This is a genomic window from Paracidovorax cattleyae (assembly GCF_900104515.1).
Classification (GTDB): domain Bacteria; phylum Pseudomonadota; class Gammaproteobacteria; order Burkholderiales; family Burkholderiaceae_C; genus Paracidovorax; species Paracidovorax cattleyae.
Genome location: NZ_FNJL01000021.1, coordinates 1 through 24,843, shown reverse-complemented (window position 1 = coordinate 24,843; position 24,843 = coordinate 1). Strand labels below are relative to the sequence as shown.

At 70.9% G+C, this 24,843-nt stretch carries 22 protein-coding genes; 14 read left to right on the top strand and 8 right to left on the bottom strand.

Features of this window, described 5'->3' with window-relative positions; all coding sequences use genetic code 11:
- Positions 1-122: 122 nt before the first annotated feature.
- The 7 genes from BLR05_RS16755 to BLR05_RS16725 all read left to right on the top strand — a co-directional run bounded on the left by BLR05_RS16755 (position 123) and on the right by BLR05_RS16725 (position 7,977).
- Positions 123-677, top strand: a complete 555-nt coding sequence (locus tag BLR05_RS16755) for a YiaA/YiaB family inner membrane protein (RefSeq protein WP_092836390.1) — start codon at positions 123-125, stop codon at positions 675-677.
- Positions 678-854: 177 nt separating this feature from the next.
- Positions 855-1,202 (top strand): hypothetical protein, encoded by a 348-nt coding sequence (locus BLR05_RS16750; RefSeq protein WP_434802841.1) that lies wholly within the window; start codon positions 855-857, stop codon positions 1,200-1,202.
- A gap of 11 nt (positions 1,203-1,213) precedes the next feature.
- On the top strand, positions 1,214-2,056 hold the full coding sequence (locus tag BLR05_RS16745; protein WP_092836386.1) for a DUF2145 domain-containing protein: 843 nt from the start codon (positions 1,214-1,216) through the stop codon (positions 2,054-2,056).
- Positions 2,057-2,111: 55 nt separating this feature from the next.
- Positions 2,112-3,176, top strand: coding sequence for a zinc ribbon domain-containing protein (locus tag BLR05_RS16740; protein WP_092836385.1), 1,065 nt, complete (start codon positions 2,112-2,114; stop codon positions 3,174-3,176).
- Between the two features lie 160 nt (positions 3,177-3,336).
- Positions 3,337-5,448 carry a PAS domain-containing methyl-accepting chemotaxis protein gene (locus BLR05_RS16735; protein WP_092836213.1) on the top strand — a complete coding sequence of 704 codons (2,112 nt, stop codon included), beginning with the start codon at positions 3,337-3,339 and terminating at the stop codon, positions 5,446-5,448.
- Positions 5,445-6,992 carry a chemotaxis protein CheW gene (locus BLR05_RS16730; protein WP_092836210.1) on the top strand — a complete coding sequence of 516 codons (1,548 nt, stop codon included), beginning with the start codon at positions 5,445-5,447 and terminating at the stop codon, positions 6,990-6,992. The genes BLR05_RS16735 and BLR05_RS16730 overlap by 4 nt, the downstream gene beginning before the upstream one ends.
- A gap of 106 nt (positions 6,993-7,098) precedes the next feature.
- Positions 7,099-7,977 carry an SDR family oxidoreductase gene (locus BLR05_RS16725; RefSeq protein ID WP_092836383.1) on the top strand — a complete coding sequence of 293 codons (879 nt, stop codon included), beginning with the start codon at positions 7,099-7,101 and terminating at the stop codon, positions 7,975-7,977.
- Positions 7,978-8,019: 42 nt separating this feature from the next.
- Here BLR05_RS16725 and BLR05_RS16720 read toward each other — a convergent pair whose 3' ends face one another.
- Positions 8,020-9,030 carry a Bug family tripartite tricarboxylate transporter substrate binding protein gene (locus BLR05_RS16720; RefSeq protein WP_092836207.1) on the bottom strand — a complete coding sequence of 337 codons (1,011 nt, stop codon included), beginning with the start codon at positions 9,028-9,030 and terminating at the stop codon, positions 8,020-8,022.
- Positions 9,031-9,089: 59 nt separating this feature from the next.
- Positions 9,090-10,205, bottom strand: a complete 1,116-nt coding sequence (locus BLR05_RS16715) for an aryl-sulfate sulfotransferase (RefSeq protein ID WP_092836202.1) — start codon at positions 10,203-10,205, stop codon at positions 9,090-9,092.
- 134 nt (positions 10,206-10,339) lie between these two features.
- On the opposite strand from BLR05_RS16715, the gene BLR05_RS16710 reads away from it, so the two are divergent.
- Positions 10,340-11,290: a LysR family transcriptional regulator gene (locus BLR05_RS16710; RefSeq protein ID WP_092836199.1), complete on the top strand. Its 951-nt coding sequence runs from the start codon at positions 10,340-10,342 to the stop codon at positions 11,288-11,290.
- A gap of 50 nt (positions 11,291-11,340) precedes the next feature.
- Here BLR05_RS16710 and BLR05_RS16705 read toward each other — a convergent pair whose 3' ends face one another.
- Both BLR05_RS16705 and tgt read right to left on the bottom strand, forming a co-directional pair.
- The gene (locus tag BLR05_RS16705) at positions 11,341-12,030 is read right to left on the bottom strand and encodes a glutathione S-transferase family protein (protein ID WP_092836198.1); all 690 of its coding nucleotides are present in this window, start codon (positions 12,028-12,030) and stop codon (positions 11,341-11,343) included.
- Between the two features lie 78 nt (positions 12,031-12,108).
- The gene (tgt, locus tag BLR05_RS16700) at positions 12,109-13,281 is read right to left on the bottom strand and encodes a tRNA guanosine(34) transglycosylase Tgt (protein WP_092836197.1); all 1,173 of its coding nucleotides are present in this window, start codon (positions 13,279-13,281) and stop codon (positions 12,109-12,111) included.
- A 113-nt stretch (positions 13,282-13,394) separates the two neighbouring features.
- Between tgt and BLR05_RS16695 the strand changes: the two genes are divergently transcribed.
- Positions 13,395-13,889 (top strand): universal stress protein, encoded by a 495-nt coding sequence (locus BLR05_RS16695; protein WP_092836196.1) that lies wholly within the window; start codon positions 13,395-13,397, stop codon positions 13,887-13,889.
- A gap of 175 nt (positions 13,890-14,064) precedes the next feature.
- On the opposite strand, the gene BLR05_RS16690 is transcribed toward BLR05_RS16695, so the two are convergent.
- The gene (locus BLR05_RS16690) at positions 14,065-14,463 is read right to left on the bottom strand and encodes a hypothetical protein (protein ID WP_092836194.1); all 399 of its coding nucleotides are present in this window, start codon (positions 14,461-14,463) and stop codon (positions 14,065-14,067) included.
- Here BLR05_RS16690 and BLR05_RS26610 point away from each other — a divergent pair.
- A complete protein-coding gene (locus BLR05_RS26610) occupies positions 14,462-14,608 on the top strand; it encodes a hypothetical protein (RefSeq protein ID WP_167361281.1) in 147 nt (48 codons plus the stop codon). The genes BLR05_RS16690 and BLR05_RS26610 overlap by 2 nt on opposite strands.
- Positions 14,609-14,737: 129 nt before the next feature.
- Here BLR05_RS26610 and BLR05_RS16685 read toward each other — a convergent pair whose 3' ends face one another.
- Positions 14,738-15,997, bottom strand: a complete 1,260-nt coding sequence (locus BLR05_RS16685; RefSeq protein WP_092836192.1) for a phospholipase A — start codon at positions 15,995-15,997, stop codon at positions 14,738-14,740.
- A 137-nt stretch (positions 15,998-16,134) separates the two neighbouring features.
- Positions 16,135-18,201, bottom strand: coding sequence for an ATP-dependent helicase (locus BLR05_RS16680; RefSeq protein WP_092836190.1), 2,067 nt, complete (start codon positions 18,199-18,201; stop codon positions 16,135-16,137).
- Positions 18,202-18,399: 198 nt separating this feature from the next.
- Here BLR05_RS16680 and BLR05_RS16675 point away from each other — a divergent pair, with 198 nt between their 5' ends.
- The 3 genes from BLR05_RS16675 to xopF2 all read left to right on the top strand — a co-directional run bounded on the left by BLR05_RS16675 (position 18,400) and on the right by xopF2 (position 22,223).
- Positions 18,400-19,365, top strand: a complete 966-nt coding sequence (locus BLR05_RS16675; RefSeq protein WP_092836382.1) for an AEC family transporter — start codon at positions 18,400-18,402, stop codon at positions 19,363-19,365.
- Between the two features lie 117 nt (positions 19,366-19,482).
- Positions 19,483-19,965, top strand: coding sequence for a hypothetical protein (locus tag BLR05_RS16670; RefSeq protein ID WP_092836188.1), 483 nt, complete (start codon positions 19,483-19,485; stop codon positions 19,963-19,965).
- On the top strand, positions 19,962-22,223 hold the full coding sequence (gene xopF2, locus BLR05_RS16665; RefSeq protein ID WP_092836185.1) for a type III secretion system effector XopF2: 2,262 nt from the start codon (positions 19,962-19,964) through the stop codon (positions 22,221-22,223). Before BLR05_RS16670 ends, xopF2 begins: the two co-directional genes overlap by 4 nt.
- 12 nt (positions 22,224-22,235) lie before the next feature.
- Here xopF2 and priA read toward each other — a convergent pair whose 3' ends face one another.
- On the bottom strand, positions 22,236-24,350 hold the full coding sequence (priA, locus tag BLR05_RS16660) for a replication restart helicase PriA (RefSeq protein ID WP_092836379.1): 2,115 nt from the start codon (positions 24,348-24,350) through the stop codon (positions 22,236-22,238).
- A 219-nt stretch (positions 24,351-24,569) separates the two neighbouring features.
- Between priA and BLR05_RS26800 the strand changes: the two genes are divergently transcribed.
- On the top strand, positions 24,570-24,843 hold a 274-nt coding region (locus BLR05_RS26800), incomplete at its 3' end, for a transposase (RefSeq protein WP_244160119.1).

Below are 24,843 nucleotides of genomic sequence, written 5' to 3'. Positions count from 1 at the left end.
TCTCGCCTGGCAATACCTGTCGTCCGAGCCGCTGCCACTGCGTCGCTTCGTGAAGCCCGCCTGCCGGCGCGTTGCCCATGATGCCGCCCATGTTCCACCACGGGCCGCAAGCCCCCGCTTCCATGCCGCGTCCTTCCGCCTCCTCCCCATCGTCTTCCATTCCCCTGGTCCAGCGCGATACGGCCGCCTGGCAGCTGCAGGTCTGGGTGTCGTTCGGCATCGCCGCGTTCTGCTGCGCCGTGGGCCTGGCCTGGCTGCCGGGCGAGCGGCTGGAACAGATCTTCATGGTGATGGGCTACGTCTTCTGTCTCTCCGCGGTGTTCATGCTCGCCAAGTTCGTGCGCGACAACCAGGCTGCCACGCGGCGCGGCGTAGGCGATACGCCGCTCTTCAAGCTGGTGGTCTGGGGCGGCTTCGCCGTGGCGGTGGGGCTGACGGGATGGGGCCTGCTGGACATGGATATCTCCCCTGCCTACAAGGCCTTCCTGGGCGTGAGCTGGCTCTACCTGCTGACCACGGCATTCACGCTGGCCAAGATGCTGCGCGACCGCCACGAGGCCGACCTGGCCGAAGCACGGCTGCTGGGCCGCCGCGAAGCGATGCAGGCTCCGGTCGCGGCCTCTCCCCTGCATCAGGCACCCACTGGCGAAGCGCGTCCTGACCGCGCCGTGAACTGAACCCGGGAGACCGCTGCCATGTCGCGTTTTTTATACCGGCCCTTGCTACTTCGGGTCACAACTTCCCAAGGTGTGTGGGGGGCTGCGCGTTGGCTGGCGGGGCTGGCCCTCGCCAGCGCCGCCATCGTGCCAGTGCCGCCAGCGTGGGCGCAGAGCGAGGCTTCCGCCGCGCTGTCGATGCTGCCCGTGGCGTCCGTCGTGGGAACGGCGTCCGTCGGATCCGCGGCAGTCGGCGCGGTGGCCACCGTGCCCGCGGCGCTCTCGGTGGCCGGCGCGGTGCTCACGGTGCGCGCCGTGGAGGCGTCGGCAACGGGCACGGTCTATGTGCTGGAACGTGCTTCCGACGGCGCCCGCGTGAGCGTGGAGGCGGCGGGCCGCGCCGCCTCGGGTATCGCGGCGGGCGTGGGCACCGTCGTCACCTGCAGCGTCATTGGCACGGGCGTGGTGCTGTCGGCGGCGGGGGAGGTCCTGGCCTTCGTGCCCAATGCGCTGGGCCGGGCGCTGCTGCACAACGAGCGGTTGTGAGCGTGCCGGCCATGGTCCATTCCCGCACCGTCCTGCGCGCTGCCGCCATGGGCGCCGCCCGGCTCCTGCTGGCCGCAGCGCTGGCGATGGGCTCCACCGCGCACGCCGGCCGCTCCTGCGAGGCGCGCAAGACCACGCCGCAGGCCATCGAACGCGGCATGCAACTGGCCGAGCGCACCGCGCGGGCGCTCGACGCTGAGCACCAGCGTTCCGGCGCGCGCGTCGTGCTGCTGGCCCGCGCCGGGCAGGACCTGTCGAAATACGGCGTGCATTACTCGCACATGGGCTGGGCCTACCGCACGCCCGAGGGGGCCTGGCGCGTGGCGCATAAGCTCAACGACTGCGGCACTGCGGTGGGCTCCCTCTACCGCCAGGGCCTGGGCGAATTCTTCCTGGACGACCTGTGGCGGCACGAGGCCGTGTGGCTGCTGCCCGCGCCCGAGGCGCAGGCGCGGCTGGCCGCGGTGCTGGCCGGGCGCCCGGGCATGCTCGCGATGCACCAGCCGGCCTACAGCATGGTGGGCTATGCCTGGGGCACGCGCTACCAGCAGTCCAACCAGTGGGCGCTGGAGACCCTGGCGATGGCCATGGAGCCCGGGGCCGTCCGCACGCGTGCCCAGGCGCAGGCCTGGCTGCGTGCCCGGGGGTACGAACCCGCCGTGCTGCGCATCGGGCCGCTCACCCGGCTGGGCGGGCGGGTCACCGCGGCCAACGTGGCCTTCGACGACCATCCGCCCCGCGACCGCTTCGCCGACCGCATCGCGACCGTCACCGTCGATTCCGTGCTGGCGTGGCTGCCCCGGGCCGGGCTGGGCTCGGACGTATCCACGCTCGCGCTGGACCGCTCTCCCTGAGCACCGCATGATCGGTGCCCTCTTCGAACGAATGGATCAACCAAAGGAGTCCGACATGGGCAAATCCCTGCGCCTGTCCGAAAAGTGGTTCCGCCGCGGCCTGTGGCTGGTGTCGCTGGTATTCGCCAGCTTCCTCATCGGGCTGGGCGGCACGCTGGTGGGCGACCTGCCGCGCGTGGAAGCGCCGCTGCAGCTCGATGATTTCCTGGACCGGCCCGCCGCGGAGGCGCTGCGCAACGAAGTGCGCGCGTCCGACGGGGCCGAGCGGCAGGCGCAGGCGGCGCTGGAGCAGGCCCAGCTGCAGCGCAGCAAGGCGCGCAGCGAGAGCCAGGCGGCGCACGAGAGCTTCAACAACTGGATCGCCACGCGCAGCGCCACCCAGCAGTCGGAGCACAACCCCGAAGTGGTGGCCCGCACGCAGGAACTGGATGCCTTGAAGGCCCGCGAGCGGCAGGCGCAGCGGGCGGTGGAGGCCCAGCAGCAGGCCGCGCTCGATGCCCGGCAGGCCGCGGCGGCCGCGCGCCAGCGCCTGGAGCAGATGGAGGCGGCCGGCTACGAACGGATGCGGGTGGCCCAGCGCAAGGTGGAGTTGCGGGTGTTCCTCTACCGGCTCGCGCTCACGCTGCCGCTGCTGCTGGTCGCGGGCTGGCTGTTCGCGAAGAAGCGCCAGAGCACGTGGTGGCCGTTCGTCTGGGGCTTCATCTTTTTCGCGCTGTTCGCGTTCTTCGTCGAACTCGTTCCCTACCTGCCCAGCTACGGCGGCTACGTGCGCTATGCCGTGGGCATCGTGGTGACCGTGCTGGTGGGGCGCTACGCCATCCTCGCGCTGAACCGCTACCTCGAGCGACAGCGGCAGGCCGAGGCGCTGCCCGACGCGCAGCGGCGCGAGGAACTGAGCTACGACGTCGCGCTCGCGCGGCTGGCCAAGGGCGCGTGCCCCGGCTGCGAACGGCCCGTCGATCTGAAGAACGAGGCCATCGACTTCTGCCCGCACTGCGGCATCGGGCTGTTCGACCGCTGCGGAAACTGCCGCACGCGCAAGAGCGCCTTTGCGCGGTTCTGCCACGCGTGCGGAACCGGCAGCATGCGGACCGCAGGACAGGCGGCCGGGAAGCCGTAGGACGGATGGGGAAAACGGCGAAGGAAGACGGCTATAAATGATAAAAATAAACAATGAAATAGGGGAATACAAAAGAATGGTTCCACGTAAATTGATGTTTTCTTGAATAATTCGGGCCTGACTGCATCAATTTTTTTCTTTTCTCTCCAAAGACTGCCCCATGTCCACCCTGCCTGACTCCGCTTCCAGCGACATGCTCGTCCCCTTCGCACAAGCCATCCGGGCGCTGCAGCCTTTCATCGAACTGGATGCCCGGGGGCATGTGGTGGCGGTGCATCCCGGGTTCCTGGAGATGAGCCAGCATTCGCAGGAGGACGTGGTGGGCCACCACTACCGCGCCTGCTTCCCCCGTGCGGCGGAATGGCTGGACGCCTGCTTCGCCCCGAATGCCTCCGAGCCGGTACAGACCGTCACCGGCCGCCATTTCGGCAGCTGGAAGCGGAACTGCGTGACCCGCACGCAGGCCTTCATGCTGCGGGACGGGGACGGTGCGCCGAGGCAGGCCATGCTGCTGCTGGAAGACGTGTCGGACCAGCGCGCCGCCCTGCGGGAGCACGAGGGCCACATGAATGCCATCAACCGCTCCATGGCCGTCATCGAGTTCGACCTGAAGGGCCACGTGCTCAAGGCCAACCGGAACTTCCTGGACACCTTCGGCTACTGCGCCGAGGAGATCGAGGGGGTGCACCACCGCATCTTCTGCGACGCAGAGCATGTGCGCAGCCTCGAGTACCGCGAATTCTGGGAGCGCCTGGCCGCCGGTGAATTCCAGAGCAACGAATACCGCCGCATCCGCAAGGACGGGCAGGACGTGTGGATCCAGGCGTCCTACAACCCCATCCTCGACGAGGACGGCCGCCCGGTGAAGGTGGTGAAGTACGCCACCGACATCACCGAGGCCAAGCAGCGCCATACCGAGAACGCCGGCCGCGTGGAGGCCATCGGCCGCTCCACCGCGGTGGTCGAGTTCGCGCTCGACGGCACGGTGCTGGCGGCCAACCCGCTGTTCCTCGACACGATGGGCTACACGCTGGACGAGGTGCAGGGCCGGCACCACCGCCACTTCTGCCAGCCCGAACACGCCGCAAGCCCGGCCTACCGGGACTTCTGGCGCAAGCTGGGCGACGGCGAGTTCGAGGCCGGCGTGTACCGCCGCGTGGCCAGGGACGGGCGCGAGGTGTGGCTGCAGGCGTCGTACAACCCCATCTTCGACGGGGAGGGCCGGCAGGTGAAGGTCGTCAAGTACGCCATCGACATCACCGCGGAGCAGATGCGCAACGCCGAATACGAGGGCAAGGTCAACGCCATGTCCCGCGCGCAGGCCGTCATCGAGTTCGACCTGGAGGGCAACGTGCTGCATGCCAATGCCAACTTCCTCGACGCGATGGGCTACACCCTGCGCGAGATCGTGGGGCAGCACCACAAGATGTTCTGCGAGCCGGAGTTCGTGCGCTCGTCGGAGTACCGCGATTTCTGGGCCCGGCTCAGCCGCGGCGAGTTCTATTCGGGCCTGTACAAGCGCATCAGCAAGCACGGCTATCCGGTGTGGATCCAGGCGACCTACAACCCCATCATCGGGCCCGACGGCAACCCGGTGAAGATCATCAAGTATTCCGTGGACGTGAGCGACCAGGTCGAGCGCGAGCAACTGGTGCAGAGCCGGGTGGCCGAGATGGGCCGCTCGATCCAGCAGCTGACGGAGACCATCGGCGAGATCGCGCGCACCACCCGCCACTCCACCGAGCTGGCTGCGGTGACGCAGGCCGAGGCGCGGCGCGGCAGCCAGACGCTGCTGCGTTCGCTGGAGGCCACCAAGGCCATCCAGGAGTCATCCGACGACATCAACGCCATCGTGCAGGTGATCGGCGACATCGCCAACCAGACCAACCTGCTGGCCTTCAACGCGGCCATCGAGGCCGCGCGGGCGGGAGAGCACGGGCTGGGCTTCTCGGTCGTGGCGGACGAAGTGCGCAAGCTGGCCGAGAAGTCGTCGCAGGCGACGCGCGAGATCACCAAGCTGATCGCCGAATCGGTGGGCCGCGTGCGCCAGGGAGGCGACATCTCCTCGCAGGCGGCGGAGAACTTCGAGCGCATCGTGCAGGGCGTGGACCAGACGACCGCATCCATCGCGGGCATCCACACCGCGACCGAGGCGCAGACCGCCGCCACGCGCAGCGTCGCCCAGCTGCTGCATGAACTGACCCGGGTCTCGATGCGTGCCGGCGTCGATCCGGCGGGCGCTGCGACGCCTGCGGCGCGGGTGGGTGCGTGACGGCCGGCGCGGCGGTTCTGCACTTCGGCGTCGTCCGCGCCGCGGGCCAGGACATTGCCATCGCTTCCAGCGAACTGGTCGAGGCGGTGGACATGCCGGAGCAACTGCTTCCGCTGCCCGGGCCGTCCCCGCTGATGGCGGGCATGCTCCTGCTGCGGGGGAGGCTGGTTCCGGTGCTGGATCTGCAGCGGCTGATGGCCCCTGCAGCGCCTCCCGGCCCCGCTCCCGCTTCTTCGGCCGCAGCCCCCGCCGCCACCGCTGCGGCAGGCCGGCGCCGCCAGGTGGCAGTGGTCGCGCATGGCGGCCGCCGCCTGGGCATCGGCGTGGACACCATCGCGGGCGTGCTGCGCGTGCCCCCTTCGGCCGTCACGCCCCTGGGCGGCGCGCAGGACGGCCTGTTCGGCCACTGGGTGATCACGCAGGAGCCCGTGAGCCGCGCCCTGCCGGTGCTGCAGGTGCCGGCCTTGCTGGAGTGCACGCCGGGCGTGACGCCTGCGATGGACCCTCCCGCGGGAGCCGCCGGCACGGCCCCTGCCGCGGCGCAGGCCGCCACGGCGACGCGCCGGTATACGCTCGCGTCTTTGGAGGGGCTGGTGCTGGCCTTCGATTTCACCGATGTGCCCGACATCCTGCCGATGCCGCCCATGCGCGCCTTCTTCGCCGCTGGCGGTCCGCTGCGCGGACTCGTGCCATGGCGCGGCTGCGACGTTCCGGTGGTCGATCTGCAGCAGCTTCTCGGAACGGAGCGCGGTGCGCCGGACGGGGCCCGGGGCCCGTTCCCGGGCGCATCGAAGCCTCTGCTCATGGTGCTGCAGCGCGGGGACCGGCGCATCGGCGTGCAGGCGGACGCCGTGCTGGGCATGGAGACGGCAACGCCCGACGCCACGGTGCCCCTGGGTGCCGGCGCCAGCCTGAACCCCGGGTGCTATGCCGGTGCCATGCGCACCTCGGCGCACGGCATCGCCGCCGTGCTGCGGGTGGAGGGGCTGCTGGCGCATCCGGTCGTCTCCGCGTTCCTGGACAGCCGGCCCGCTGCCGCCGCAGGCGCTCAGGCCGGACCGCAGGCGGCGCGTGGCGGCGGTGCCCGCACCACGTTCCTCGTCTATCGGGCCGGGGGCGACTGCGCCACGCCCCTTGCCGAGGTGGAGGAAATACTCGACTACGCGGTACCGGCCGTGCGGCTGGACGCCGCTGGCGGCGGCATGTGCGGCCTGGTGGAGCGCAGGGGCCGGCCGCTGGAGGTCTTCTCCCTGCGCACCCTGCTGGGCAGCGCCGCTGCGGAGGCCACGGCGCAGTCGCGGGTGCTGGTGGTGCGGCACGGCGAGCGGCTGCGCGGTTTCCTGGTGGACAGCCTGGTGTCGCTGGTCGCGGCCGATGCCACGGCGGAGATCGGCCAGGAGCCATCCAGACCTCCGGAGGGCACCCGGCGCTCGGGCAGCGGCCTGGGGCGCATGCTGACCGTGGGAACGGGCGCCGATGCCGTCACCTGCCGGAAGGTGGGGCTGCGGGCGCTGCTGGAGCAATCGTTCCACGATTTTCCGTAAGGCATTTTCTCCTGGTAACCCAGGCCGGGACAGGAAGCGCTTTCTCCTACATCCTGGGGCCTGCATGCTTTTCAGACTGGGGGCCGAAAGCATCGCAGGAGAACCCATGCCCCTAGACCCCCGCACCGCCGGCCCCCGGCCGCCCTTCAAGGACCAGCAACCGCTCACGCCGCCCGGCGCCGAGACCGACATGCAGCCGCAGCCCGACTACGGTGCCGCGTCGTACCAGGGCTCGGGCAGGCTCCAGGGGCGCCGCGCCGTCATCACGGGCGGCGACAGCGGCATCGGCCGCGCGGTGGCACTGGCCTTCGCGCGCGAAGGTGCCGACGTGCTCATCGCCTACCTGCCCGAGGAGGAGGGCGACGCGCGCAAGACCCTCGAGCTCGTCACGGCGGAAGGCCGCCGCGCGGTCGGCGTGCCCGGCGACATCCGCGAAGAGGCCCACTGCAACGCCATCATCGAGCGCGCGGTGAAGGACCTGGGCGGCATCGACATTCTGGTCAACAACGCCGCCTACCAGATGGCGCACGAAAGCATCGACGAGATCTCGGCCGAGGAATTCGACCGCACCTTCCGCACCAACGTCTATGCCACGTTCTACCTGAGCAAGGCGGCCGCCCGGCACATGCCGCCGGGCAGCGCCATCATCAACACCGTCTCGGTCAACGCGGACAAGCCCAACAAGACGCTGCTGGCCTATGCCTCCACCAAGGGCGCGCTGCAGAACTTCACGGGCGGGCTCGCCCAGTTGCTGGCCGACAAGGGCATCCGCGTGAACTGCGTGGCGCCCGGCCCGATCTGGACGCCGCTCATCCCGTCCACGATGCCGATCGAGCGCGCGCGCGAGTTCGGCAGGCAGGTGCCGCTGCAGCGCCCCGGCCAGCCCGCCGAAGTGGCGCCGGCCTACGTGATGCTGGCGTCCGACCAGGCCAGCTTCATCTCGGGTGCTACGGTGGCCGTCACGGGGGGCGTGCCCATCATCTGAGACCGGAAACTCCCGCCGGCGCCGGTGGGGCTTCGCCGCGCTTCAATCGACCCTGATTCCCGCGGCGCGGATCACGGCGGCGAGTTCCTTCCGTTCCCTGGCCAGATAGTCCGCGAACCGGGCCTGCGTCATTTCCATGGGCTGGAAGCCCGCGTCGGACAGCCGGCGGACCACCTCCGGGTCGGCCAGCACGGCGTGCATCTCCGCCGCGAGGCGCCGGGCGATCTCCGGCGGGGTGCCGGCGGGCAGCAGCAGGCCCTGCCAGGCCTCGATGTCCAGCGACCGGAATTCCGGCATCTCGGACAGGCTGGGCACCTGGGGCAGCGTGGCGGCACGCCGCCGGGAGGTCACGCCATAGGCCTGCACCTTGCCCTCGCGGATGAAGCCCTGGGCCAGCGCCACGGGCAGCACCGCCAGGTCGATCTGGCCGCCGGCCAGCTCGGTCAGCACCTGCGGACCGGATTTGTAGGGAACGTGGACGATGTCGAGCCCCGCCTGCTGCCGGATCATCTCGGCAGCGATGTGCAGGCTGGTGCCGACGCCATCCGTGCCGAAGTTGATCCGGCCCGGCTGGCTGCGGACGAGGCGCAGCAGTTCCGCCGTGTCCGCAGCCAGGTGGGGCCTGCCGATCAGCACGAAGGCCGAGGATGCCACCGGCACCACCGGCTGCAGTTCCCTGAGTCCGTCGTAGGCGAAGCGTGCCGGCGAGACCAGCGGCGCGACCGTGACCGGGCTGGCCACCCCGAAGAGCAGGGTGTAGCCGTCGGGCCTGGCCCTGATCACCCGCTGGACGGCGATGGTGCCCGATGCCCCCACCGTGTTCTCGACGACCACGGGCTGCTTCAGCCGTTCGGCCAGCCGGGGCATCAGCAGCCGCGCGGCGACATCCACGCTGCCGCCGGCCGAGAACGGCACGACCGCGACGATGGGCTGGGCGGGCCAGGCAGAGGAAGGGCTGTCGGCGCGGGCCGGCGATGCGGATGCGGCCAGCGCGGACAGCGCGGCCAGGGCGAGCGCCCTCGTGGTGTGGGTCAGGCAGCGGATGGAGGTCATGGCACGGGCCGGCGAGGCAGGAGTGGGTGGACGGTGGAGCAGCAGGGCAGGCCGGGCGCTCAGGTCTTCAGCCAGGGCAGGGCCGACGCCGGGTAGCGGAAGGTCTGGAAGACGCTGTTGAGCCGTCCGGGGCCGGTCTTGCGCGCCGCGGCGTCGGGGTATTCGGCGAACCACGGCAGGATGTATTCCCACACCACTTCGCCGGCCGGCGTGACCTCGAAGAGGCGGCCCGTGGCGGATTCGGTGATATGGGTGTTGCCGTTCCACAGGCGCTGGGCGTTGCCCATGAAGGCCGTGTAGAAGGCGTTGACCATCTCGTCCTGGTAGCTCCAGACGACGCGCTGGCTGGCGGGGTCGATCTCCACCACGCGCGAGAAGGCCACATGCGCGCCTTCGCGGAAGTTGCCGTTGTCGAATGCCAGGATATGGCCGCCCGGCAGCGGCACGGGCGCGTGCTGGTGCGACACCAGCGAGGGCGGCAGGTGCAGCCGCACCGCCCCGCTGGCCTTGTCCACGCCGATGATGCCGGCCGTGGTGCGCAGGCTCATCAGCACGGTGCCGTCCGCCGCCATGCCCAGCCCGTTCACCAGGGGCCAGTGGTAGCGGCCGAAGCCGGGGTGTATGGGAAAGGCCGCCGGGTCGAGGTGTTCCCAGGCCTTCCATTCCCAGACCCGTTCGCCTGCGCGGTTGACCTCGCGGATCACGTCGCCGTACATGGTCTCCTGCGGGCCGTGGGCGGTGCCTCCGGGCACCTGTTCCGCAAATCCTTCGGGGACCGGTTCGCAGGCGGCATAGAGCAGGTGGCCGTCGGGCAGCCATTGCGCATCGTGGTGGTGGGCCGGATCCTCGTAGCGCCATACCACCTCGCCGGCCGGGGTCACTTCGTAGAAGTCGCCGCCATGCCACATGGACCAGGGCGGGTAGCGGTCGGGCGACTGCGCATGGCTGCCGTTGTAGCCGAGGTTGCCGTTGGGCAGGATGACCGCATGGCGCCCCGGGCGCACGGGCAACTGCCATTCGTGGACCACGGCGCCGCCGATGTCGATGAGATAGACGCGGCCGCCGGCGGTCTGCGGGGCGATGAGCGTGTAGCCCCCGGCGGAGAGATGAGGGTCGTGGGCGATCAGCCCCACGCCGCGGCGGCGCTGGGTGACCTGGTCAACGGTGGTGGCCATCGGGAATACTCTTTCGCTTCAGGAATTGGTCGTGGTGTCGTGCCGTGCTGAAAGCGACTCTATGCAGGTGCTACTGTCAGGGATAGCTGAAAGTTTCTGCAGGGGTGTCAGGTATTTCTTTACACTCGCCGACCATGTCCTCCGTCTCTCAGGCTTTTCGCTGCTTCGACGAAGTGGCACGGCGCGGGTCGGTCCGCAAGGCGGCCGAGACCCTGCATCTCACGGCGGCCGCGGTCAACCAGCAGGTGCTGAATTTCGAGGCGCAGGTCGGCATACCGCTGTTCGACCGGCTGCCGCGGGGCATGCGGCTCAACCTGGCCGGGGAGATCATGCTGGCCGCGGTGCGGCGCAGCCAGCGCGACTTCGACAACGCGCTGAGCCAGGTCGAGGACCTGCGCGCGCTGCGGCGCGGACACGTGAACGTGGGCGTATCGAACGCCACCGCCGAATACGTGCTGCCGCAGGTCATCCTGGCACTGCAGCGCAGCCATCCCGGCATCACCTTCGGCGTGCGCACCGGCAACGGCGAATCCCTGCTGCACTGGGTGGCTCAAGGCGAGATCGACATCGCCTGCTGCCTGCGGCGCACGCCGCCGCAGGGGGTGGAGGAAATCCGCAGCTTCTTCCAGCAGCTGGGGGTGGTCACCGCCCCGGGCCATCCGCTGGGCGCCCCCACGCAGCGGCTGCGCCTGCGCGACTGCCTGGGTTACCCGCTCGCCATGGTGTCGCCGGACATGGAGCTGCGCAGCCTGCTCGATCGCATCGATCCGCGCCTGGCGCGGCTGGGCCGCCCGCGGGTGGAAACCACTTCGGTGGCCATGGTGCGGCGGCTCGTGGCGGGCAGCGATGCGGTGGCCTTCCTGGTGCCCGACAACGTGGCCGAAGACGTGGCGCAGGGAACGCTCGTCTGGAACGGCCTGGAGGATGCGGGCGCCCGGCTGCAGGGCGGCATCTACCAGCGCTCAGGGTATTCGGCCCCCTCGGCCGTCGGGTTGTTCCTGGCGGCGCTGGAGGCGGAGATCGAAAGCATCCATGCGCGGTTCGAGTCGCGGATCGCGCTGCAACTGGGCGCTTTCGCGACCTGAGCCGCCCTCCGCAGGGACGATGCGGCACCGGGCGGGCGGCGCCCGTGTTGTCAGGTGCCCATCACCACCGGGCCGCCCTGCGCGATCGCGCGCTGGTAAGCCGGGCGGGCATTGATGCGTTCGCGGTAGGCCTGCACGGCAGTGAACTCGACCGCGCCGCTCGCGCGCGAGATCGCGGCCTCCACCGCGAAGCTCATCTGGAAGTCGGCGATGCTGATCGCGTCGCCCGCGAACCAGGTGTTGTGCGAGAGGTGCTTTTCCATGAAGGCGAGCGCCGTGGCGAGGTTCGGGTCCACCAGCTTCTTCTGCGCCTTGCCGCAGATCGCGTAGGCGATCGGCCGCACGAAGAACGGCATCGGCTGCAGGGGCAGGGTCTTGAAGACCAGCTTCATCACCAGCCAGTTCATCAGCGAGCCCTCGGCGTAGTGCATCCAGAAGCGGCACTCCCGGTGCTCCGGCGTGCCCGGCCGGGGCACCAGGTTCGCGAGCTCGCCCGTGGCCTGGGCGCCGTAGCGCTCGGCGATGTGCTCGATGATCGCGCCGGACTCGGCGATGATCTCGCCGCCGTCGTCGATCACGGGGGACTTGCCCAGCGGGTGGATGCGCTTGAGCTCCGGCGGCGCGAGGCGGGTGCGCGGGTCGCGCGCGTACCGGCGGATGTCGTAGGCCACGCCCAGCTCCTCCAGGAGCCAGAGCACGCGCTGGGAGCGGGAGGTTTCGAGGTGGTGGACGGTCAGCATGGGGCGCATGGTAGGCCATGCCCGCGCGGGCGGGCGTAGGCCGCCGCCGGCGCCGCGCTGCCGCCGGCCATGCCGCCGTCAGACACCCCGTGCGCGGTCCGCCGCGAAGCGGCTGCGGAATTCGCCGAAGCGGCCCGCGTCGAGCGACTCGCGGATCTCCCGCATGAGGTTCAGGTAGTAGTGCAGGTTGTGCACGGTGGTGAGCATGGGGCCCAGCATCTCGCCGCAGCGGTCGAGGTGGTGCAGGTACGCGCGGCTGAAGCCGCCGCGCCCGCCATCGGCCCAGGCCACGCCCTCGGTGCCCGCGCAGGCGTGGCAGGTACAGGTGGGGTCCAGCGGCTGGTGGTCTGTCTTGTGCCGGGCGTTGCGGATCTTCAGATCGCCATGGCGCGTGAAGATGGTGCCGTTGCGCGCATTGCGCGTGGGCATCACGCAATCGAACATGTCCACGCCGTCGGCCACGCCCTGCACGAGGTCTTCCGGCGTGCCCACGCCCATCAGGTAGCGGGGCTTGTGGGCCGGCAGGCGGTGGGGCGTGTGGGCCATGATGTCCAGCATCTCGTCCTTGGGCTCGCCCACGCTCACGCCGCCCACGGCGTAGCCGGGGAAATCCATCTCCACCAGCCGCTCCAGCGATTCCTGGCGCAGGTGCTTGTACATGCCGCCCTGCACGATGCCGAAGAGCGCGTTGGGGTTGCCCAGGCGGTGGAATTCGTCCTGGCTGCGGCGCGCCCAGCGCAGGCTCATCTCCATCGACTTGCGCGCCTCGGCCTCCGTGGTCTTGTGGCCCTTGGTCTCGTAGGGCGTGCATTCGTCGAGCTGCATGACGATGTCGGAGTTGAGCGTGGTCTGGATCTGCATGCTCACCTCGGGCGACATGAAGAGCTTGTCGCCGTTCACCGGGCTCGCGAAGGTCACGCCTTCCTCGGTGATCTTGCGCATGGCGCCCAGCGACCAGACCTGGAAGCCGCCCGAGTCGGTGAGGATGGGCTTGTTCCACTGCTCGAAGCCGTGCAGGCCGCCGAAGCTTTGCATCACGTCCAGGCCCGGGCGCATCCACAGGTGGAAGGTGTTGCCCAGGATGACCTGCGCGCCCATCTCGTGCAGGCTGCGCGGCATCACGCCCTTGACGGTGCCGTAGGTGCCCACCGGCATGAAGATGGGGGTCTGCACCACCCCGTGGTTGAGCGTGAGCGCGCCGCGCCGCGCGTGGCTTGCGGGATCGGTCGCGAGAAGTTCGAATTGAAGCATGATCGGGCGATTGTCCCAGACGGCCGCCTGCGCGCCGGCACTACACTGGTCCGCAGCGGCGCCGCGTTCCGCGGCCCTCCGGCCGGCCCCCAGAAGAAAGGACATTCCCGAACATGCTCAAGATCCTCGTCGCCGTCGATGGCTCCGAACTCTCGCTCGATGCCGTGCGCCACACGCTCGCGCTCACGCGCCAGGGCCTCGCGGCCTCCGTCGTGCTCGCGCACGTGCAGGAGCCCGCCACCCTCTACGAGATGGTGGTCTCGCGCGACCCCGACCTCATCGCCGCCGCGAGTCTGGAGGCCGGCCTGCACCTGATGGCTCCGGCGCGCGCCCTGGTCGATGCGGCCGGCGTGCCCTGCGAATCCGAAGTGGGCGTGGGCGACGTCGCCCCCACGCTGGCGGACATCGCCGAGCGCACCCAGTGCGGCCTCGTCGTGATCGGCGCCCGCGGCCAGGGCGCCATCGCCAGCGCCCTGCTGGGCTCCGTCTCCCAGGCCCTGGTGCATGCCAGCCCCGTGCCCGTGACCATCGTCAAGCACCCCGACACGCCCGCCGCCATGCAGCCGGCAGACCTGCCCGGCGACGGCGGCGAGCCCGATCCGGTGTGAAAGAGGAAAGCTGGAAGTGACTGCCAGGCGGTAGAAGCGAAAGCCGCTGAGCCCGGCTGCCAGCAGACGCCGCGGGACTGGCGTCGCCAGACCGTCGGCGTCGTCCCCCTTCCCGCCGGGCGCAGCACGGCGAGAGAAGGGGGAAGCGGCGAAGCCGCTCAGGGGGATGCGCGCATCAAGCCGCTTTCCGGAACCCCTCCGAATGCGCGCTGCCGCCGCGTTGCAGCTTGCCGTGCGGCAGGCTTGCCAGGCGCGAGAACATGCGGCGGCAGTAGCCGGAGATCCAGAGGCATTTGTTGAGTTCGTCCACGGGCAGCGGGCCCGAGACGACGACGATGTCGTTGGCGGCCTGCAGTGCGCCCGCGGCGCGCAGGCGGCGGCGGGTGTTGTTGGCCCAGGAGGTGATGCGCGAGGGCGTGCCGTGCTGGTGCACTTCGCCGGTGTGCTGGTCGAACGCGATGGCCACGGTCTCGGTCCTGAGCTTGAAGCGGCGCTCGCCGGTGACGGCGCTGGGTGCCTCGCGCATGTCGTACAGATAGTACGCGCCGGCCTTGAGCTGATATTGCATGTCCATGATGACGACCTCCGAGCGGGCATTGTCGAGCGGCCCCGGACAGGCAATCGCGCGGAAAAAGGCCGGAAAACCGTTCTTATCCGCGCCGCGGAAGAAGGCCGGACTGGCCTTCGGCGCGGGGGCTCGGGCTGCGGCGGAGAAGTGACACAGAAAGGCCAGGGAATGCCGTGCGCCGCGCGTGCCATTGTGTCGGCACGCCCCGGCCGCTTCAACCCGCTGGCCCTGGCAAAGGGTAACGGGTTGTGAGGCGCGCGGCCGCCGGCCGCGCATTGCATCAGAAGTCCACGAGGCTCAGGCCCACGCTGAGCACGGTGCGCCGGCGGTTGTAGTCGGTGATGGTGTCGCCGTAGCCGCTGAAGAGCGCGGTATGGAACCGCAGGTTGCTCTTGATGCCGCCCAGGTCATTGCCCACTGCGCGCAGCCATTCCAGCCGCACGGCACCACGGCCGGTGGAGCCGAAGGCGCTGCGCGCCATCAGCGACAGGGTGTTGTCGCGGTCGTAGTTCCAGCCGAGCTGCACTTCGCCGCGGCCCATGTAGTCGACGATGTCCGGGTTGTCGTCGTCCGCGGCGCTTTCCTTCAGGCGCTTCCAGACGCGCGCGCTCACGGTCCAGCGGTTGTCCAGTTCCATGCCGGTCATCAGGTAGACGCGGTTCCAGCTGCGCGACAGCGGCAGGTTCTGGCCGTTGGACTGGTGCACCAGCCCGATGCCGCTGTAGCGCCAGCGCCAGCCGAAGGGCAGCTTCGCGTCGGTGGGATAGACGTACATCACCTCCGGCTCGTGGTCGGTGGCGCGGAACGGCCGCGAGATGTCCGGGCTGAAGAGCTGCCAGTACGACTGCTGCGTGTAGCCGACCCAGAGCGAATCCTTGAGCGTCGGGTGGCCCTGCGTGAGCAGGCCCTGCGCGATCTTGGTGCGCACCGAGAGCTGGATGCGGGTTTCGGTGGTGCGGTAATCGACCTCCGAAGTCGCGGTGTGGTCCGCGGCGGGCGAGGTGGGCCGGCGGTTCACGGTGTCGGACGCCACCACCGAGACAGAGATCGGCCGGTAGCCGCGGAAGCGGAAGGTGCCGCAGTCGCTGCCCGATTCCAGTTCCCAGAAGCGCGAGAGCGTGCTGTATTGCTCGTCGCGGCAGCCCTCCACCTGGGCCACGTCGATGACGCGCGTGGCCGGCAGCGTGGTGTCCACCGGCGGGGGCGGAGAGTTGTCGCCGGCGGAGGCCGCGGCGGACTTGCCCGTGCCTGTGCCCGTGGACGGCGCGGCGGCCACGGCCGGCGCCTGCTGCCAGGTCTGCTGCCCGGCCCACTGGTCGAAGCAGGCCAGCCGCGCCTCGCCGCTGCCCATGGCCGTGCAGCGGCGCCAGGCCTCGCCCGCGGCGCCGGAGGGCGCGGGCGGCTGCTGCGCCAGGGCGGCGCCGGCGGGCGCGCAGAGGGCGAGCGCCAGGGCGCCCAGGCGCACCGGGCGGGTGGCTGCGGGCCGGCCTGCCTGTGCGGCGCGAACGGAAGGCTTCGGTTGTCGTGTGCGTTGGTCCATGGTCCGCGGATCTCCTTGCCGCAACTGCCCCACGCCCGCCGGCCCATCCGGTTGGCGTGGGTGATGATGAAGTGCTTCTGCCTGCCGCTCGCCGCATGCCCGGGGCCGGCCCGGGGTGGATGGCGCGTCAGGCGGGTTCATGGCGCCGTCGGGGCGGGGGACTTGCGCGCCGCGAACTCGGCGCGCAGTGCGCGCAGCTTCTCGCGCGGGTCTTCGCGGGCGGTGTTCTTGTCCAGGCCCATCTCGGCGATGAAGCGGCTGGGCTGGGCGGCCACCATCTCGCGGCCTTTCTTGCGGCGCTTGGTCCAGCTCACGGCCAGGCTGCGCTGCGCGCGGGTGATGCCCACGTACATCAGGCGGCGCTCTTCCTGCAGGCGCTGCAGGGTATCGTCGCTCACCTTCTGCTGGCGGCCCTCGTCGTCGTCGAGCTTGAAGGGCAGCATGCCCTCGGTCACGCCCACCAGCATCACGTGCGGCCACTCCAGGCCCTTGGAGGCGTGCAGCGTGGAGAGGGTGACGAGGTCCTCGTCCTTCTCGCGCTCGCTGATGGTGGACAGCAACGCGATGGTCTGCGCCACTTCGAGCAGGCTCTTGGTTTCCTTCGCCACCACGGCACCGGCCGTGTCCTCGATCTGCCCGCCCGCGCGCTGGCTCATCCAGTCGCAGAACTCGAGCACGTTGGTCCAGCGCGCGCCGGCCACGGTCTCGCTGTCCTCGCTGTCGTAGAGGTACTGCTCGTAGCCGATTTCCTTCAGCCATTCGGTCATGAAGGTGCGAGCATCTTCGGCGCCATGGGTGTGGCGTGCCTTGTATTCCAGGTAGTTGATGTAGCGGCCGAATTCCATCACGCTCTCGTGCGCCTTGCGCGGCAGCACGGCCTCGAGCATGTGGTTGAAGAGCGCGCCGAACATGCTCACCTTGTGCTGCGTCGAGAACTCGCCGAGCTTGGCCAGCGTGGTGTGGCCGATGCCGCGCTTCGGCGTGGTGATGGCGCGCAGGAAGGCCGGATCGTCGTCGTTGTTGATCCAGAGGCGGAACCAGGCGCACAGGTCCTTGATTTCCGCGCGGTCGAAGAAGCTGGTGCCGCCCGAGACCTTGTAGGGCACGTTGGCCTTGCGCAGGGCCTTCTCGAACGGTTTGGCCTGGTGGTTGGCGCGGTAGAGGATCGCGAAGCTCTTCCAGGTGGGCTGCGGGTTCATCGTGGCGCGCAGGCTCTGGATGCGGGCCACGGCGCGCTCGGCCTCGTGCTCCTCGTTGTCGGCGTCCACCACGCGCACCGGCTCGCCCTCGCCCAGCTCGGAAAACAGCGTCTTCGGGTAGAGCTTCGGGTTGGGCTGGATGACGTTGTTGGCCGCGCGCAGGATGGCGCTGGTGGAGCGGTAGTTCTGCTCAAGCTTGATGACCTTGAGCTGCGGGTAGTCCACCGGCAGCTTCTTGAGGTTGTCCAGCGTGGCGCCGCGCCAGCCGTAGATCGACTGGTCGTCGTCGCCCACCGCGGTGAAGCGGCCGCGCTCGCCCACCAGCAGCTTGAGCAGTTCGTACTGCGTGGCGTTGGTGTCCTGGTATTCATCGACCAGCACGTGGCCCAGCGACTTCTGCCACTTGGCACGCACCTCGGGGAAGTCGCGCAGCAGGCGCAGCGGCATGCCGATCAGGTCGTCGAAGTCCACGCTCTGGTAGGCCGTCAGCCGCTCCTCGTAGCGCTGCATGATGACGGCGATGCTGCGCTCGTTGTCGTCCTTCGCCTGGGCGAGGGCCTGGGCGCTGTCGAGGCCGGCGTTCTTCCACGCGCTGATGGTCCACTGCCACTGGCGCGCGGTGGCGATGTCGGTGGTGCCGCCGGCCGCGTCCTTGATGATGCCGGTCACGTCGTCGGCATCGAGGATGCTGAACTGGGGCTTGAGGCCCAGCACGTGTCCGTCCTCGCGCACCATGCGCACGCCCAGGGCGTGGAAGGTGCAGACCAGCACGTCCCTGGCCGCGCGGCCGATCAGGTGCTGCGCGCGTTCGCGCATTTCGGCGGCGGCCTTGTTCGTGAAGGTGATGGCCGCGATGCGCCGCGGCTCCAGGCCGGTCTCGATCAGCCGGCCGATCTTCATCGTGATCACGCGCGTCTTGCCAGAGCCGGCGCCGGCCAGCACCAGGCACGGGCCCTCCGTGTAGTGGACGGCCTGGAGCTGGGCGAGATTGAGACCGGCGGACATGCGGCGAGCGGAAGCGGGAGGGGGCTGGACAGCGGGGGCGAGGACGGCTGCCGACCCGGGCGTATGCGGCCGGGCCGGCAGGCGGGTGCAGATGATAACGGGGCGGTCCACTGCCGGATTGCGCAGGGGAATGCGGGCCGGGCCGATGCGGCGGCGTCCTACAGGCTGCGCGCGCTGCGAGAATGCCGCGTGCTCTCCGTGCTCTCCGTGCTCTCCGTCACCTTCCCCTTCTTCGCGCTGGTGCTGTGCGGCTATCTCGCCACGCGCGCAGGGTGGTTGCCGCTGGCCGCGATTCCCGGTCTGAACGCCTTCGTGCTGTTCTTCGCGCTGCCGTGCATGCTGTTCCGGTTCGGCGCACGCACGCCCATCGCCGAGCTGCTGGATCCCGCGGCCGCGGGCGTGTACCTGGCCTGCGGCCTGGCGCTGGTGGCCGCGGCCGTCGTGCTCACGCGGCGCCGGCTGGGCTGGAACGACGCGGCCTTCGGCGCCCTGGCCACGGCCTTCCCCAATACCGGGTTCATGGGCGTGCCGCTGCTGGTGGCGCTGCTCGGCCCGGCGGCCGCGGGGCCGGTGATCCTCACGATGTTGCTGGACATGGTGGTGACCACGGCGGTCTGCGTCGGCCTGTCGCGCCTGCGCGGCGGGGATGCGCCCGGCACCGAGGGCGCGCGGGCGGCGCTGGGGCGCGCCCTGCGGGGCATGGCAGCCAATCCCATGCCCTGGTCGATCGCGCTGGGCGCGCTGGCCTCGGGGCTGCAGGTCGCCCTTCCGGGGCCCTTGGACCGCACCGTGGGCCTGCTGGCGGATGCCGCGGCGCCGGTCGCCCTGTTCACCATCGGTGCGGTGCTGGCGCGCGCGGGCATGGCCGCGCATCCGGGCGGAGCCCTGCGCCCCCGGGACGGCCTGGGCGCGGCGCTGGCCAAGCTGGTGGTGCATCCGCTGCTCGTCTGGGGCGCGGGCCATGCGGCGATCGCTGCGGGCGCGCCGCTGTCCGCCCCGGCGCACACTGCGCTGATCCTCGCGGCGGCGCTGCCGAGCGCCAGCAACGTCTCGCTGCTGGCGGAGCGCTTCGGCGCGCACACGGGGCGCATCGCCCGGGTGATCCTGGTGTCCACGGTGCTGGCATTCCTGAGCTTTTCGGCCGCGGTCGCCCTCCGGACCTGACCGCTTCGCATTCCTGGGACCGGCTTCGGCCCGGTCATCGGGGTGTTACGTGATTTCACGACATTGGCGACGTTGCAGGCGCCCCGTGCGGTGCCTTCGTGAATCAGGAGTTCCACCATGACCCCCCCTTCCGCTGCCCCGGAGCAGCCCGACTCCGTGGCCGCACGGACGTATCTTTCGCAGGTAGGGACCCATCTGGGCGTGCCCCCCGACCTCCTGCCATCCCTGCAGTCCGGCGAGCCGTTCGTGGGGCCTTCGGGCCTGCTGTGCCGCATCCACGTCCGCCGGGACGAGGACCGCTGGGCCGCCTACCCCGAAGTCCTGCTGCCGCTGGTCGCCGCCGAGCTGGGTGGTATGGACGTGCCGCGGCTGCTGGGCGTGCAGGAGCAACTGCTTGGCGGCGAGGGCTGGCTGCTGGGCCTGATGGAGAACGGCGGGCTCCTGGGCCTGCGGCCGCTGCAGGCGCGGCATGACGCCGCCCGCGTGGCGGCCGACATGGACCGCGGCCACGTGCTGGCGCGGGCCGCGCTGGATGCGCTGGTGCCGCCCGAGGGGTCCGGGATGTCCACAGCCGCGCAGGACGATGGAGCCGCACCATGATCCGCGGCTCCGAACAGGCGCTGCTGCGCGGCACGCAAGGCCGGTCCGACCGGTTCCAGGAGGCCGGAGAGTCTTCGGCTCGCGCGCAGGGGCGGGAGGCCGGGGCCTCGTCCCGCAGCCTGGCGCCCCCCCAGGCGCTGGCGATGCTCTCCGCCGAAAGGCATGCCCGCGCCGCCGGCACCGATGCCTCGGCCTCCCACCGGCGGGCCGCCCTGCCATCGGAGCGCGGCGGCAGCTCGCGCTATTTTTCCGCGCGGCTGGATCCGTCGGATCTCGCAGGGTACACCGACCTGTCGAGCCTGCGGGGCTCGCAGCTGGAGCGGCCGAACGTCGAGGAGTTCTCCCGCAGCAACTCGGGGTCATCCCTGGACCTCGACACGGTGGAACGGCGCGGCGTGGACCGCGAGGCCGCGGCCCAGGAGGCCAGCGGCGACGAAGGCGACGGAGCGGATGCGGCCGTTGCCCGCCTGCGCATGCAGGTCATGGCCCACCTCGGTCCCATGCCGCTGGCCGCGGACGTGCAGGACCGCGCGGAGGTGCAGGCCCAGATGGAGACGGAATACGTCCAGTGGGCCGCGGACCGCCTGCTGGAGCGCCAGAAGGCCTACGGCGCCACGGAGGGCTACCACTTCCGCGAACACATGGAGCCCGTGGGATGGCAGCGGGCCTCCGTGGCCATCGCCTACGAAAGCCTCAAGGGCTTCATGACCTCGGCCACGCGCACGCCGTCGGGCGGCGCGATCTCGACGCTGCGCGACAACGAGGTCGGGGATACCGCCTCCAAGATCTGGCCGGCCGTGTACGGCGGCATGATCGCGGGCATGGTGAACTACCTCACGGAGTCCATCGTGGTGCCGGCCATGGACCGCCGGTCGCGCGTGGCGAACATGCCGGGCTTCAAGGCGGTGGACCCGAAGGTGCTGGTTCCCGACCCGGCACCCGTGCAGCTGGAGTTGACCGCAGAGGGCGCCAAGCGCTTCTGGCGCCCCGCGCGGGACTCGGAAGTGGGCCGCACCTCCACCACGGAAGACGTGGTCCGCTCCACCCGCAATGCCCTGCGCGGCGCCGCGTTCGACCACCGCAAGCTCGTGGAGACGCGCCAGAAGCTCATGGACGGCAAGGCCGAGGCCGCGCTGCTCAAGCCGATGCTCACGGCCATCGCCAATGCCACGCGCCGCGGCCTGAGCAGCGAGGAGACGCTGGCGTCGCCCCTGCGCGCCCTGGGCTTCGGCGCCGTGGCTTCGGGTACCGCGTCGGCAGTGAACAAGGCGGTATTGGAAACGACCAAGGCACTGCCGCGCACCGGACAGGTGGCGGTGTCCGACCTCGTGGGTGGTACGCAGCGCGTCAACCTGTTCCGGCTGGCGCGGCCCGACGACACCCAGGCGCCGCTGCAGTGGAGCGATGCCCGGCGGCTGCCCGGCTTCGCCCTGAATGTGGCGCAGGAATCCGTGTCCCTGCTGGGCGAGGCGTTCCGCACCAGCGCCGGAGCGTTCCATGCCGCGCGCGACTTCTTCGTGCGCAGCGTGGGCGGCAACGTGGTGATGGGCGCGGTGGCTTCCGCGGCCGGCCTGCAGTTCGCCTCGATCGTCCGCGGCCGCTACGGGGTGCCCGACGGCGACGAGCCGCCCAACTCCCGGGGCGGGGTGATGCAGCAGGCCGGGCAGAGCTTTTTCAGCGAGCTGGGCTGGAGCGGCTGGAAGGCGCTGATGGGCGACATCAGCGGCGAGCTGACATCGCGCCTGGACCGCCGGCGCGACCAGAAGCAGGAGCGTTTCTGGCGCGAGGCCCGCGGGGAGATGCGCGCGCTGGACCCGGTGCTGGAATCCCTGCTGAGCACGTCGATGCGCTCCTTCGTGCCCCCCGCCCGCCGGCCTGCGGCGGCAGCCGCGCAGGGTGCGGGGGCCGCGGAGTCCTCCGACGCCGCGCTGCGCCGCGCCGAGGAGGGCCGTGCCCCGGCGCCTGCTGCCGGGAGCGACCCGGCCGTGAGGGCACAGGTGACCCGGGCGCTCGAGCGACTGGTGGATTTGATGCGGGCGAGCCCGCAGGGCATCATCGAGCATGGCGCCGTGGCAGCCGCCGCGGACACTCTGCGCCAGCTGACCGGCGCGTACGGCGAGGACGTCCTGCACCTGCACGGCGTGGACCGCGCCCGGCTGCTGGACGCGCAGGCCTGCCTGGAGCGCGTGGTGCGCCACCTGGAGCAGCGCGAGGCGCTCATCGCCTGGCGGGAGGGGCCCCGGCCGCACGCGGACTGACCATCGGCCCGCTCAGATCGCCAGCGGATCCACGTCCACCAGCCAGCGCACCAGCCCCCGGTGCGCCGGGTCCGCGCGGCAGGCATGCAGCAGCGGCTGCCAGGCCGCCAGGAAGCGCTGCAGCGCCGCGCGGCTCGGGCTCTCCAGCAGCATCTGCGCGCGCTCCACGTTGGCCACGCGCTGAATCGCCAGCGGCACGGGCGGGAACACCGTCACCTGCTCCATGCCCGGGAGGCCCGCCTGCCGGGCCGCCTCGGCGCAGCCGGCCAGGAAGGCCTGCGCCACCTCCTGCGTGCGCGCGTCGGCACGCACCAGCGCCTGGAAAGCGAAGGGCGGCATGGCGGCCTCGGCGCGTTCGGCGAGCTGCCGCGCAGCGAAGGCCGGGTAGTCGTGCCGGCGCAGCGCCGCATACACCGCGTGGTCGGGGTGGTAGGTCTGCACCCACATCTCGCAGGCGCCGCCCTGGGCGGCCACATAGCCCGCGTCCCGGCCCGCGCGGCCCGCCGCCTGCATGAGCAGTGCGAACAGCCGCTCGGGCGCCCGGAAATCGCTGGAGAACAGCGCGCCGTCCGGCTGCACCGCCGCCACGAGCGTGATGCGCCGGAAGTCGTGTCCCTTGGCCACCATCTGCGTGCCCACGAGCACGTCCACCTCGCCAGCATGCACCTGGGCCAGCTGTTCTTCCAGTGCGCCCCTGGCTTTCGTGGTGTCGGCGTCGATGCGGGCCACGCGCGCGGCGCGGCGCTCCGGCGTGATCACGTTGCGAAGCAACGCGGCCAATTGCTCTTCCAGCTGCTCGGTGCCGCGCCCGATCGGGGCGATGTCCGGGTTGCCGCAGCCCGGGCAGGCATAGGGCACGCGCTGCGCGAAGCCGCAGTGGTGGCAGCGCAGCGAGCGGTCGATCTTGTGGAACACCTGGTGGGCGCTGCAGTGCGGGCAGTCGCTCTTCCAGCCGCATTCGGTGCAGTGCAGCACCGGGGCGAAGCCGCGGCGGTTGAGCAGCACCAGGCACTGCTCGCCGCGCTCCACGCGCTCGGTGATGGCGGCCACGAGCGGCGGCGAGAACACGGCGCCGCGCGGCTGCTGCGCCATGTCCACCAGCCGCACGCGCGGCAGCGCCCCCGCGCCGATCCGGCTGGGCATGTGCAGCCGCAGGTAGCGTCCGCCCGGGTACCCGTCTGCGGGCGGGCGGCTCGCGTGCCAGCTCTCGAGCGACGGCGTGGCCGAGCCGAGGATCACCTTCGCGCGCTGCTCGCGCCCGCGCCAGATGGCCAGGTCGCGGGCGGAATAGCGCGCGCCCTCCTGCTGCTTGTAGCTGGCGTCGTGCTCCTCGTCCACCACGATGAGCGCCAGGCCCGGCAGGCTCCCGAACACCGCCATGCGCGTGCCGAGCACGATGCGCGCCTGGCCGGAGTGCGCGGCCAGCCAGCTTTTCAGCCGCTGCGGGTTGGTCATGCCGCTGTGCAGCGAGACCACGCTGTCCGCCCCGTAGAGCGGCGCGAAGCGCGCCAGGAACCGTGTCTCCAGCTGCGGCGTGAGGTTGATCTCCGGCACCATCACCAGCACCTGGGCGGCAGGATCCGCGGCCAGGGCCTGCTGCACGCAGCGCAGGTACACCTCGGTCTTGCCGCTGCCCGTGCTGCCGTAGAGCAGGAAGGGCCCGGGCTGCGCGGCGATGGCGTCCGTAGCCGCCTGCTGCTCGGCGCTCGGCGCATGGGGCCCGGGGGCGTAGGGCGCAGCGGCTTCACCGGCGGTGGCGGCCGGTGCGCGGCGCAGGCGCCGCGCGAGCTGCGCGGGCGTGAGGTCGCGCAGCTGCGGCGGCAGGGCGGCGAGCGCCACTTCGCCCAGCGCCCGCTGGTAGTAGCGCGCCGCGAAGGCCACCAGCCGCCGCCAGGCCGCGTCCAGCGGTGCCAGCCCGTCCAGCACGCCGGCCACCGGCCGCACCGCCGCGCCGCGCGGCAGCTCCGGCGCATCGGCGGGTGCATCCCACACCACGCCCAGCACCTCGCGCGTGCCCAGGGGCACCCGCACCAGCGTGCCCGGCTCCAGCGGCTGCGCGCTCGTGTAGCTCAGCGGGCCGCCCACGGCGCTGTGCGCAGGCGTCTGGACGGCGACCGAGACGATCACGCCGCCGGCGGCCGCCGTGGACGGCGAAGCGGAGGAAGGGGTGCCGGACAAGGCGCTGGAAGGGGGCTGGGACACGGGAGGGCAGGGCGGCAAGGACCAGGGCGGCGCCCGAGTCTGCCGCAAGCGGCCACCGGGTGCACGGAAGGATTTTTGGGAACCTCTCAAAACCCGGCCACTCCCTTGTTCACCGACAAGACCTGAGCCGTCCTCCTCACCATGATCTCTCCTCGCAGCGCCTTGAAGTTCGATCTGTTTGCCGAGGCGTCGCGCCAGCATAAGAGAGATGAAGTGGGCGATCCGTTGCAGGTAATCGCGCGGCACATCGACTTCGCCGAGCTGGCGCGGCTGGTGGATGCACTCATCGAGCGCGGCGATGGCCGCAAGGGTGGTCGGCCGGCCTATCCCGTCGAGGTGATGGTGCGCATCCTGGTCTTGAAGCGCCTGTACAACCTGTCGGACGAGCAGATGGAATACCAGTTGCTGGACAGGGCGA

Bases quoted from the DNA above. Each gene is read 5' to 3' on its own strand.
- BLR05_RS16755 (WP_092836390.1), top strand. From the start codon at position 123: ATGCCGCGTCCTTCCGCCTCCTCCCCATCGTCTTCCATTCCCCTGGTC.
- BLR05_RS16750 (WP_434802841.1), top strand. From the start codon at position 855: ATGCTGCCCGTGGCGTCCGTCGTGGGAACGGCGTCCGTCGGATCCGCG.
- BLR05_RS16745 (WP_092836386.1), top strand. From the start codon at position 1,214: ATGGTCCATTCCCGCACCGTCCTGCGCGCTGCCGCCATGGGCGCCGCC.
- BLR05_RS16740 (WP_092836385.1), top strand. From the start codon at position 2,112: ATGGGCAAATCCCTGCGCCTGTCCGAAAAGTGGTTCCGCCGCGGCCTG.
- BLR05_RS16735 (WP_092836213.1), top strand. From the start codon at position 3,337: ATGTCCACCCTGCCTGACTCCGCTTCCAGCGACATGCTCGTCCCCTTC.
- BLR05_RS16725 (WP_092836383.1), top strand. From the start codon at position 7,099: ATGCCCCTAGACCCCCGCACCGCCGGCCCCCGGCCGCCCTTCAAGGAC.
- BLR05_RS16720 (WP_092836207.1), bottom strand. From the start codon at position 9,030: ATGACCTCCATCCGCTGCCTGACCCACACCACGAGGGCGCTCGCCCTG.
- BLR05_RS16715 (WP_092836202.1), bottom strand. From the start codon at position 10,205: ATGGCCACCACCGTTGACCAGGTCACCCAGCGCCGCCGCGGCGTGGGG.
- BLR05_RS16710 (WP_092836199.1), top strand. From the start codon at position 10,340: ATGTCCTCCGTCTCTCAGGCTTTTCGCTGCTTCGACGAAGTGGCACGG.
- BLR05_RS16705 (WP_092836198.1), bottom strand. From the start codon at position 12,030: ATGCTGACCGTCCACCACCTCGAAACCTCCCGCTCCCAGCGCGTGCTC.
- tgt (WP_092836197.1), bottom strand. From the start codon at position 13,281: ATGCTTCAATTCGAACTTCTCGCGACCGATCCCGCAAGCCACGCGCGG.
- BLR05_RS16695 (WP_092836196.1), top strand. From the start codon at position 13,395: ATGCTCAAGATCCTCGTCGCCGTCGATGGCTCCGAACTCTCGCTCGAT.
- BLR05_RS26610 (WP_167361281.1), top strand. From the start codon at position 14,462: ATGATGACGACCTCCGAGCGGGCATTGTCGAGCGGCCCCGGACAGGCA.
- BLR05_RS16690 (WP_092836194.1), bottom strand. From the start codon at position 14,463: ATGGACATGCAATATCAGCTCAAGGCCGGCGCGTACTATCTGTACGAC.
- BLR05_RS16685 (WP_092836192.1), bottom strand. From the start codon at position 15,997: ATGGACCAACGCACACGACAACCGAAGCCTTCCGTTCGCGCCGCACAG.
- BLR05_RS16680 (WP_092836190.1), bottom strand. From the start codon at position 18,201: ATGTCCGCCGGTCTCAATCTCGCCCAGCTCCAGGCCGTCCACTACACG.
- BLR05_RS16670 (WP_092836188.1), top strand. From the start codon at position 19,483: ATGACCCCCCCTTCCGCTGCCCCGGAGCAGCCCGACTCCGTGGCCGCA.
- xopF2 (WP_092836185.1), top strand. From the start codon at position 19,962: ATGATCCGCGGCTCCGAACAGGCGCTGCTGCGCGGCACGCAAGGCCGG.